This window comes from Streptomyces sp. PA03-1a (assembly GCF_033792805.1).
In the GTDB taxonomy this organism is placed as follows: Bacteria; Actinomycetota; Actinomycetes; order Streptomycetales; family Streptomycetaceae; genus Actinacidiphila.
On record NZ_JARAVO010000303.1, the window covers coordinates 1 to 9,950 of the forward strand.

8 protein-coding genes and 1 tRNA gene are annotated in these 9,950 nt (G+C 71.6%); 3 read left to right on the forward strand and 6 right to left on the reverse strand.

All coding sequences use genetic code 11. From position 1 onward, the window contains the following. Nucleotides 1-313: 313 nt before the first annotated feature. Nucleotides 314-3,766 carry a phosphodiester glycosidase family protein gene (locus tag PV341_RS40570; protein WP_500330217.1) on the forward strand — a complete coding sequence of 1,151 codons (3,453 nt, stop codon included), beginning with the start codon at nt 314-316 and terminating at the stop codon, nt 3,764-3,766. Nucleotides 3,767-3,866: 100 nt separating this feature from the next. Here PV341_RS40570 and PV341_RS40575 read toward each other — a convergent pair whose 3' ends face one another. Further along, the gene (locus tag PV341_RS40575; protein ID WP_500330219.1) at nt 3,867-4,604 is read right to left on the reverse strand and encodes a MerR family transcriptional regulator; all 738 of its coding nucleotides are present in this window, start codon (nt 4,602-4,604) and stop codon (nt 3,867-3,869) included. A 54-nt stretch (nt 4,605-4,658) separates the two neighbouring features. Here PV341_RS40575 and PV341_RS40580 point away from each other — a divergent pair, with 54 nt between their 5' ends. Beyond that, nucleotides 4,659-4,925, forward strand: a complete 267-nt coding sequence (locus tag PV341_RS40580; RefSeq protein WP_500330220.1) for a hypothetical protein — start codon at nt 4,659-4,661, stop codon at nt 4,923-4,925. 49 nt (nt 4,926-4,974) lie between these two features. On the opposite strand, the gene PV341_RS40585 is transcribed toward PV341_RS40580, so the two are convergent. From PV341_RS40585 to PV341_RS40600, 4 genes are all read right to left on the reverse strand, one after another. After that, nucleotides 4,975-5,670, reverse strand: a complete 696-nt coding sequence (locus tag PV341_RS40585) for a hypothetical protein (protein WP_500330222.1) — start codon at nt 5,668-5,670, stop codon at nt 4,975-4,977. 103 nt (nt 5,671-5,773) lie between these two features. Then, nucleotides 5,774-6,976: a WD40 repeat domain-containing protein gene (locus PV341_RS40590; RefSeq protein ID WP_500330223.1), complete on the reverse strand. Its 1,203-nt coding sequence runs from the start codon at nt 6,974-6,976 to the stop codon at nt 5,774-5,776. Next, nucleotides 6,973-7,539: a SigE family RNA polymerase sigma factor gene (locus PV341_RS40595; protein ID WP_500360440.1), complete on the reverse strand. Its 567-nt coding sequence runs from the start codon at nt 7,537-7,539 to the stop codon at nt 6,973-6,975. Before PV341_RS40595 ends, PV341_RS40590 begins: the two co-directional genes overlap by 4 nt. Nucleotides 7,540-7,946: 407 nt before the next feature. Continuing rightward, the gene (locus tag PV341_RS40600; RefSeq protein WP_500360442.1) at nt 7,947-9,047 is read right to left on the reverse strand and encodes an acyltransferase family protein; all 1,101 of its coding nucleotides are present in this window, start codon (nt 9,045-9,047) and stop codon (nt 7,947-7,949) included. Between the two features lie 332 nt (nt 9,048-9,379). Here PV341_RS40600 and PV341_RS40605 point away from each other — a divergent pair, with 332 nt between their 5' ends. Beyond that, a complete protein-coding gene (locus PV341_RS40605; RefSeq protein WP_500330227.1) occupies nt 9,380-9,550 on the forward strand; it encodes a hypothetical protein in 171 nt (56 codons plus the stop codon). 254 nt (nt 9,551-9,804) lie between these two features. On the opposite strand, the gene PV341_RS40610 is transcribed toward PV341_RS40605, so the two are convergent. Then, nucleotides 9,805-9,880, reverse strand: a tRNA-Thr gene (locus PV341_RS40610). Between the last annotated feature and the right edge of the window lie 70 nt (nt 9,881-9,950).

A 9,950-nucleotide genomic window follows, 5' to 3' on the forward strand; every position in this document is an offset into this window, starting at 1 on the left:
TCGTTGCGTGGGTCCCTCGGGTCAGGTGCGGGCCCCGCCCCCTGGTGACGGGCGCCCGCACCTGACCCGAGGGACCCACGCAACGCCCCGGCCGAGCATCGGCCGGGGCGTTCCGCACGTCCGCGCAGGCACGGCAGCGGCGCGGTGCGGCCGGCGGAACCCCTTCAGCGGCGACGACTTGACCGAATCCATAACCCCGCACCCCCTGCGGGTCACCCGCCGATCCACACCCGGAAACCTGGGCGTCGCCGAACGGGTGTCGGGTGGACGGGGGCCGGCGACCAGCCGGCACATCACCCATAAGGAACACTCCATGACACTTCGCGGGAAGAGGACCCCGGGGACCGGCGCACGCCGGACCGCCGTTGTCACCGCGCTGGCGCTGGCACTGACCGGCGCCGTGGGCGGGGCCGTGGCCACCGCCTCGGCACCGGCGGGCGAGGAGGCCCTCCAGGGCCACGCGCCCGACCGTGACTGGTTGCCGGAGACTCCGCAGAACTGGCCGCTCGTGGTGGACCACACCCGGGCCCCCGCCGAGACGGTTACGCGCGGTCTGCAGCACTACAGCGAGACCTACGACACCGTCGGCGGCCGCCAGCACGTCCAGGTGCTCTCCGCCGACCTCGGCGACCCGAACCTCCGGGTCGGCATGGTCCAGGCCGGTGGCACCATCACCAACCCGGCCGACGAGACGCCGTCGTCGATGGCGCACCGCACCCACGCGGTGGCGGGCGTCAACGGCGACTACTTCGAGATCCACGCCAGCGGCCGTCCGCTCGGCGGCATCATGACCGACGGGCGCCTGCTGAAGAGCCCCAAGCCGGGCTTCGCCTCCCAGTTGGGCGTCAAGCCCGACGGCACCATGGTCATGGGCCCGGAGACCTTCTCCGGGACGATCACCGCCGGCTCCGCGACCCGTGCGCTCACCTCGGTGAACACGGTGAACGACGTGACGTCCGGCGGCATCACCGAGGTCACCCCCGACCTCGGCGAGACCCCCGGCCTGCCCAAGGCCTCCACCCTGGTGCTCGGCCACGTCACCGACGGCGGCTTCGTCGTCGACGACGTGCGGACCGGCGTCACCACCGTGCCGCGCCTCGCCGACGGCCGGCTCGGTCTGCTCGGCGCCGGCGACGGCGGGCAGTGGCTGACCGACACCCTGCACGCGGGCGACACGGTGGGCATCGCCACCCGACTCTCACCTGACAACGATGTCACCCAGCTGATCAGCGGCGTCGACACGCTGGTGAAGGACGGCCAGGTCTACAAGGACCCGACCGGCACCCCGCCGAGCGGCGCCAACCCGGAGACCGCGGTCGGCGTCACCAAGGACGGCAAGCACGCCATCGTCATCGCCGTCGACGGCCAGGGCGGCGCCACCACCGCCTTCGGCGTGACCCGTGACCAGGCCGCCGGCTACATGGTCGCCCACGGCGCCTACGACGCCATGCTCTTCGACGGCGGCGGCTCCACCGGCATGGTCAGCCGCGCCCCCGGCGCCGACCGGGCCGAGATCGTCAACAAGCCCTCCGACCAGCCCGGCAACACGGAGCGTCCGGTCGCCAACGGCATCTTCTTCTACTCCACCGCCGAGGAGGCAGGCCCGGCCGTCAAGGTCGTGGTGAACGGCGGCGAGCAGGTCACCACCGTCGCCGGCGGCACGGTCCCGCTCCCGGTGCACTCCGTCGACCGGCTCGCGAACCCGGCGGCCGGCCAGGTCCACGTCCGCGTCGTGCCCGCGTCGCTGGCCTCGTACGAGGACGGCAAGCTCACCCCGCACCGCACGGGCTCGGGCCGGATCATCGCCTCGAACGGCCGCGCCTCCACCTCGGAGAAGCTCGAGGTCGTCGGCAAGCTCTCGACCCTCACGGTCTCGCCCGACAAGGCCGACCTGGACAACGGCGCCACCCAGCAGCTCGCCCTGTCCGGCACCGTCAAGGACGGCGGCGCGGTGCAGATCCCCGCCGAGGCGGCCACATGGAAGGTCACCCCGGAGAACCTGGGCACCGTCGACGCGCACGGCCTGTTCACGGCGAGCACCGACGACGGCGGTCTGGCCGAGGTCAGCGCCCAGGTCGCGGGCACCACCGCGACCACGTCGGTCGCCGTGGGCCGGGTCAGCAAGGTCATCGACCCGATCACCAGCCTGGACGTGTGGCGGCTCAGCAACAACACCACCGGCAACCCCGCCACCCTGACCGCCGACCCCGGCGTCGTCCCGCCGGGCTCCACCGAGGCGGGGTCCCTGCGGCTCGACTACTCGATGCCGGCCGGCTCCGGTGTCAAGCAGCTGGTGCTCTCACCGAAGGTCACCCTGAAGACCGACACCGCCAACGGCCAGGTCCCCACCGCCATCGGCGTGTGGATCAAGGGTGACGGCAACGGCATCGAGCTCGCCGAGAAGTACATCGGCGTCAACGGCACCTCGACCACGCTGTACCCGACGTTCGTGACGTGGAAGGACTGGCACCTGGCGGTCGCGCAGCTGCCGGCGGGCATGCAGTTCCCGCTGACGATCAGCTTCATCGACTTCCTGGCGATCAGCCCCAGCACGGCCTACAGCGGTTCGCTCAACGTCGCGGGCCTGCAGGCCCTGTACTCGCCGCGTCCGGTCACGGTGCCCGAGTACCGCGCGATCCCGCAGAACCCGAAGTGGCTGTCCTTCGAGGAGGACTCCGCCGACTTCGCCAAGCGCGGCACCACGATCCTCACCGGTGACGACGCGCACATGCTCGCGAGCGACCCGGGTTCGGTCAGCAGCAACGTGATGGACTCCATAGCCGAGCGGCTGCCCACCTTGACCCCGCAGGCACGCCCGGACTCCGCCCAGTTCCTCGGCGACATGCCCGACGACGGCAAGCTGGCGGACCTGCAGTACGCGAAGTCCAAGATGGACGCCCTCGGCATCCCCGAGCGCGACATCGTCGGCAACCACGAGATCACCCAGGGCGCCGACTCCGAGAACGGCAACTTCAGCGACACCTTCGGTGAGACCCACTACGCGTACGGCCAGGGCGCCGCGCGGATGATCGTCACCGACAACTCGCACGGCAGCCTGCAGTCCTCGGACCCGTTCCAGAACCCCGAAGGCGTGCAGTACCCGTGGCTCGTCCAGCAACTGACGGACACCACCGCCAAGGACGTGCTGGTCATCACCCACATGCCCGCGTACGACCCGCATCCGGCCGCGAACAGCCAGTTCACCGACCGCTGGGAGGCGCGGATGTACCTGCGGCTGGTGCAGCGCTACCAGCAGACGCACCCCAAGCAGCACGTGATCATGATGTACGGGCACGCCCGCGGCTTCGCCGAGCAGATCCTCGACCCCGAGGGCCGGAGCGTGACCACCGACGAGGGCGGCATCCCGCAGTTCACCTTCGCGGACCTCGGCATGCCGGCCTACGCCCCGGCCGACCAGGGCGGCATCTACCACTTCGGCCTCGTCCGGATCGGTGACGACGGCAACCTGCAGTACACCGTCGAGCCCGCGCTGGCCTCGATCGAGGTCACGGGCCCCACGGACCCGATCGCCCGCGGCGACCGCGTCACCCTGACCGCGACCGGCGACCAGATCGCCGGCGACAACATCGCACCGCTCACCATCCCGATCGCGGACCCCGCGTCCCACGTCTGGACGTCGGGCGACCCCAAGGTCGCCTCGGTGGACCCGTCCACCGGCGCCCTGACCGCCCACCGCTCCGGCACCGCGACCATCACGGTGACCAGCGGCGGCGTCACGGGCACGACCCAGGTCACCGTCCGCTGACCCCCAGGGGTGCCCGACCCGCGCGGGCGGGCACCCCTCCGCGGTCCTACAGCCACCGCCCCCATCCCGACGCGCAGGGACGCCGGGCCATTCGAGCGGCTCACGGCGCCGCGCCGAGCCCCGCCCGGATCAGCGAGTCCAGCCGCCGCCAGGCCGGGGAGGCGGCGTTGACCGTGCTCTGGATGAGGGCGGGGATGTCCGAGGCCATGTCCACTTCAGGGGGCGCGCTCGATCCGTAGCGGCTCCGGGTCGCCTCGACGATCCGCTGCGCCAGGTCGTCGAGGCGGGGGTCGCCGGGATCGAGGCCGTACGCATGGTCGTACCGCAGGAAGAGCTGCCGCAGCGCGGGCTCGGACAGCATCTCGTCCTGGTCCTGGAAGAGGGCCCCCGCCTGGTCCGGGTGGGTGGCGAAGACGAGGATCCACAGGTCCCGCTGGAGGTCCGCCCACCGGGGGGTGAATCCCCAGCGCCGCAGGTCCTCCAGATGCGCCCGGACCCGGGCGGGCAGCAGCGTCGCCTCCCCGGAGGCGAGCTCGCGCAGGCGCGCCCGGGTGGCCTGCAGTCCGCGGATCCGCTCGGCCAGTCGGCCGTCGATGCCGTGGAGCGCCCGGCGGAACTCCTCCTCGCCGGCCGCCCTCAGTTCCTGGATGCGGGCCAGGGGGACGCCGGCTTCGGCGAGCGTCCGGATCTTGATGAGGGCGACGACGTCGTCCGCCCCGTAGCGCCGGTAGCCAGAGGCGTCGCGGCCGGGCTCGGGAAGCAGCCCCTTGGCGTGGTAGACGCGGATGGTCTTGATCGACACTCCGACGTACGCCGCGAGCTGACCGATGGTGATCACCCCGCAATCGTGGCACTTGACCCTGCCCCAGGGGCAGGGTTGCACCCTGGCGCCATGGTGAACACGAACTTCGACCGCGAGACCCTGCGCGAGCTGGCGGACGCCGGGAACGAGAGCGCCCTGGACCGGCTGGCCGACCTCGCCGACGCCGCCGGGGACATCGAGGAGCTGAGCAAACTGCTGGACGAGGGGTCCCCGCACGCGGGATTCCTGCTGACCCGCCGCGCCGCCGCCGCGGGCGACCTGCGCGAACTGCAGCGGATCGCCGACGCGGGGTACGAGGAGGCCGGGATGGAGCTCTCGCGACTGCTGGGCGCCTAGCGAGGACGCCATCGCCCGGCCGGTGGGCGGAGGCGGCGAGGCTCCGGATTCAGGCGTGAAGGAGGCCGAGTCGCTCGGTGGCCCGTCGCCATCCCGCCGCCTCCGCCTGGGCGCGGGTCCGGAGCTCCGTCACCAGGTGCCGCGGCCAGGCCCCGGCGCCTTCCGTCGCCCGGACCAACGCCAGGTCCTCCGCCTGGCGCCGCGTCTCGGCGCCCGGTCCCGGCAGCCGGGGATCGTGCTGGTCCGCGGCCATGGCGGCGACCTGGAGGCACCGGAGGGCTCCGTCCCAGGGGCCTGCGGCACAGGCCGCAGCCGCCTCCGCTATCGCCGTGAGCGCGTCCATATGCATCATCACCGCACCCTCGGGTTCCGCCTCCTCCAGGAACTCGTCCAGGTCGGGGGCCTCGTCGTCGGGATCCTCGTCCGTGTCGGCGGCGAACGGCCCGTACGAGTGGAACAGCTCGGTCATCGAGAGGGTCTGGTACTCCGCGGAGTGGCCGGCCAACCGGCCGGCCAGGTCCCGTATCCGGGCCGTCGCAGATCCCTCCCCACCCACGGCGCCAGACCAGCACTCCTGCAGCAGGTCCCGCGCCACCTCGGCCGCCGAGGCACCGTGGCGACGGAAGCGCTCGTCGCCCAGGCACCCCGCCATGCGCTCGGCCGCCGCAAGGCCGACCAGGGCCGCCGCCCTTGGGTCGAGGGCGGCCAGGGCTGCTTGCCACTCGCGGAAGTCCCAGTTCTCCATGCCCACCCCTGATTTCCGACGCGTCCGCGCCATCTTGGCAGCACGACGCGACGTCCCGGAGGCAGGCGGCATGGCGGAAGCGAGCGGCCGGCGGGCCGCCTCATCAGCGTTCGGCGAAGACCGGCGTCCAGTCCACGGCCAGCGTACTGTCGCTCCCCTTGCTGAAACCGCTCAGCGGTACGACCTCGTCGCTGCCGATCGTGACGAGCGCGAGCCCGAAACGGACATCCTTCGAGCCATATGTGTAGTCCCAGGCGATCAGCCGCTTGCTGTCGATCCAGGCGAGCAACCGGTACCCGCGCACCATGGTGACCATCTTGCCGGTGAGGGGATCGCGGAGCGCGGAGCGGGCCTGCTTGTCGGGGCGGGGGCCCACGTAAATGTCCGCGACGAACTTGCCGTCCGGGGACAGCCCCGCCGCATTGCGCCGGATGTAGGCGTCGTTCGCGGGCGCGGCGACCTGCTTGCCCGCGAAGTCGTAGAACTGCCGGAAAGGAGACGAAGTGGTTCCGGAGTAGAGCAGCTTGCCGTCACTGCTGAAGGAGAAGTCCTGGGTGCCGAGCGCGTCGACGACGGTGGTCTTGCTCCAGGATCCCTTACCGGAGGCCACGTCCATGACGTAGAAGCCGGTGTGGCCCTCCTGGGAGTCGTCTTGCCGAATCCAGTCCCTGTGGCCGTCGCCGTTGACGTCACGGCGCACCTTGTGCAGCACCAGGTCGGGGTTCTTGCTGTACGTCGTCGCGACGAGCTTGCTGCCGTCGGGCGAGAACTCGACGCTCGCGACGCCGTGGTCGACCGGGATCCAGCGCTCGACCTCGCCGGTGAGCATGTTGAGCAGGCCGACCCGCTTGGCGGGCAGGTTCCTTTCCAGGACGGCGGCGGTCCGCATGCCTGGGGCGACGGCGACACGGGCCCACTTGGTCGTCTTCACGTACCTGCCGGTCTTCGGGTCCAGGAGCCGGTAGGTGCGGACGGCGAATTCACGGCCGTCGGCCTGCTTGGCGGTGTCCCAGGTGTAGTACGCGGCCATTGCGACGTCCCCCGCCGCGATCATGTCGCGCGGCGGCGTCTGGTCCGGGTGGGCGGAGACGTTCGCGAGGCGCGCGTCGTGCTTGCCGGCGTCCAGGAGCGGGACGCCCACCGCGAAGGCGACCACGGCGGCGGTGGCCGCTGCGACGGACGCCAGCGCCCGCTTCCGACGACGCCGTCGGACCGCCAGCACCCGCTCGGCGAAGCCCGGCCCCAGCGCAGGCTGTTCGGCGGCCTGTTCGCGCAGCGAGTCGCGCACCAGCTCATCGACGTTCACGGACGCACCTCCACAGGCGAGAAGTCACGGGACGACTGCTGCTCGGCGTCCGCGGAGCCGAGTGCGGCCAGTTCGGGGGCCAGGCCCCGCAGCCGGGCCAGGGAGCGGTGTGTGGTGGACCGCACCGTACCGACCGAGCAGCCCAGCAGACCGGCGACCTCGGCCTCGGGAAGGTCCTCGAAGTACCGCAGGACCAGGACGGTGCGCTGACGGGCGGTGAGCCGGGCCAGTGCGGCACGCATGACGATGCGCAGATCGGCCGCGCCGGGCCCGTCGTCGGCGCCATGGAGCACGGCGCTCTCCAGCGGCTCGGCCACGCTCAGTTCGCGCCGCGGCCACTTCAGCCGCCAGCGGCTCACCTGCTGCCGGTAGAGGACCTGCCGTACGTACGCCTCGGGTTCCTCGATGCGGTGCCAGCGTCCCGCGGCCTTGATCAGCGCGTTCTGCAGCAGGTCCTCGGCCGCGTGCCGGTCACCGCCGCTGAGCAGGACGGCGGTCTTCAGCAGCGCGGACGACCTGCTCTCCACGAAATCCCTGAAGTTTTCCTGGCCCTCGGCATCCATCGCCACCTTCTCTAGTTGCTCTGAGATCTTCCTCGGCGGGCTTGCTGTCCTTGATGACGTCCGCGGTGGCCGCCCGCTATGCCTGTGTGCACGCAAGAAATCAGCGGGCGGCCCGCACCGGGATCCGGACGCCGACGGCGAATCCGGCGCCTGCGCGTCGACGGCACCGGAGTACGGCGACCGGGCGGGCCATCACCGGTTCAGGAGCGAGGTCGAGGAACCGTCGGCGTGACCTGCGGATTCCCCACCTCGCCGGACTCGGGCGGCACATCCCCCTGCAACGCGGGGCGGGGACGGAAGCGCCGGGCCGCGCGACGGGATCGGCGTGGACGGTCTGCTGAAGTTCCTTGTCGCACGCGGCAACGAAGACCCGGTGCCGCCGGGCCCGGCGCACATCGGCCGTCCGGCTAGCGGCCGGCCTCTCCCGCCCCGCCGCCGGAATGGACCAGCGCCCCGCCGGGAACGGGCTCGCGCGGCCCCACCATGGTCGTCGCCTGTTCGGGGGCCCTGGCCGCACCGGTCGCACGCGCCTCCGCGGTGAACAGCCACGCCAGCCTGGGCTGGATCAGCGGCCTGGTCAGCCAGCGCACGGGCTTGGACGCCAGCAGCGCCGTCGCCAGCACGGCCATCACGACCAGGGCCAGTTGCTCGTGCCAGGGGCCGACCCAGTCCGTCCCGATGCTGCGGCGCATGGCCCGGATCAAGAGGGGGTGGAAGAGGTAGATGTACAGGCCGCCCGATCCGAGGTAGGAGACCACCGGGATCCTCCCGCGCGGCACGAGCCGGATGAGACTGAGCCCGATGACCATGGCAGCCAGCAGGACCGCGGCGCGGACCGCCCAGCCCCACATCAGGTCGACCGGCAGGTCGTTCTGCGCATAGGGGACCGCCATCCCGAGCCAGCCCCTCGCCACCTTGTCCCGGAGCCCCCAGCCCGCCCCGAAGGTGAGGACCAGCACCGCCACCGCGGGCCACCGGCTCCAGCGCGCGTCCAGGACGTCCCGGAGGAAGCCCTGCCGGATCATCCACCCCAGGATGAAGAAGGGGAAGTAGGTCACCGTCCGCGAGGCGGAGTAGTCCTGGCCGAAGTCCGCGATGTAGCCCACCAGCAGCGCCACCACACAGGCCAGGAGCAACGGGTGACGCAGGATCACCACGTAGGGCAGCACCAGCCGCCAGAAGATGAGCGACAGCAAAAACCACATCGCCCAGGCCGGCTGGAGCAGCCAGATGTGCACGTCGCCGTGCATGTACCACGTCTGAAGTGTGTGCAGCAGGCTGACGGCCACGTAGGGCACCACGATCGACTCCGTCAGCCGTCGCAGTTCACGCGGGGTCACCGGACCACCGCTGGCGAAGTACCCGGCGACCATGACGAAGACGGGCACGCGCAGGGCCCAGGTGGCCAGCCACAGCCACCGCAGGCCGTCCGTGTGCACGGTCTCGCTCGCGTGCCCGATGACCACCAGCGTGCCGGAGAAATAGCGGATGTTGTCCCACCACGGCATTCGGCCCACCCCGACGCCGGCCCGCTGTCTTCGACCGGTGTACCCACTCTGCACGTCGAGTCTCCATCACGCCGTGGAACAAAACCAGGCGAGGCTAGCCGGACACGTGTTCGCCCCGAAGGCTCGTGAGGTGACGGCTCGGCCAACAGTTGGCGTACCTGCGCCTACCTGGCGACCACCATCGGCGGCGAGCGAGGACATCGGCCACGCGTCGCGTTCCCGGCAGGTTTTGCCAGGGAAAGCCCCCGCCGGCGCACCTCCGGGTGTATACCGGAAGTAACCGAACACAAGCCCCAAAACGGTCGCGTCGCTGCGCCTCTGAGGAGCCCCCCATGCCCTACGGAGCCGGCGCCGCCGTCCACCCCTCCCCTCGCTCCGATGCCACTCCGGCCCGCGGCTGCGAGGTGTGCCTCGGCTGGGGGACCGTGGTCACCGACCAGGGGCGGTACGAACTCTGCCCGGCCTGCCAGTGCCGGGCTTTCCAAGTGGGGCGCGCGCAGTGATGATCTGCCCCACGATGACGAGGCCCCCACCGCGGCAACTGCGGTGGGGGCCTCGTCTCCGTCCGTCGGCGTCCCGGCATCACGATGGACGTCTGCGCGCACGTGACTTCCGACACACAGCGTGAGCCCGTCAGCGCCAGGGACCGTCCGCTCGGGCGCCGCCCGACCGCGCGTGACCGCCCCGGTAGACGTCACCCGTGGACGTCGAACGCCCCGGACCGATCATGGTCCGGGGCGTCGTCGCTGGTCCCAACTGGAGCCGCCTGTCGGGTTCGAACCGACGACCTTCGCTTTACAAGAGCGGTGCTCTACCAGCTGAGCTAAGGCGGCACGGCACCGTCCCCGCTCCGGGGTGCCCGGGAGACGGGTGGGGCCACGAGAAGTGTACCCAGGCGGGGAG

Bases quoted from the DNA above. Each gene is read 5' to 3' on its own strand.
- PV341_RS40570 (WP_500330217.1), top strand. From the start codon at position 314: ATGACACTTCGCGGGAAGAGGACCCCGGGGACCGGCGCACGCCGGACC.
- PV341_RS40580 (WP_500330220.1), top strand. From the start codon at position 4,659: ATGGTGAACACGAACTTCGACCGCGAGACCCTGCGCGAGCTGGCGGAC.
- PV341_RS40585 (WP_500330222.1), bottom strand. From the start codon at position 5,670: ATGGAGAACTGGGACTTCCGCGAGTGGCAAGCAGCCCTGGCCGCCCTC.
- PV341_RS40595 (WP_500360440.1), bottom strand. From the start codon at position 7,539: ATGGATGCCGAGGGCCAGGAAAACTTCAGGGATTTCGTGGAGAGCAGG.
- PV341_RS40600 (WP_500360442.1), bottom strand. From the start codon at position 9,047: ATGCCGTGGTGGGACAACATCCGCTATTTCTCCGGCACGCTGGTGGTC.
- PV341_RS40605 (WP_500330227.1), top strand. From the start codon at position 9,380: ATGCCCTACGGAGCCGGCGCCGCCGTCCACCCCTCCCCTCGCTCCGAT.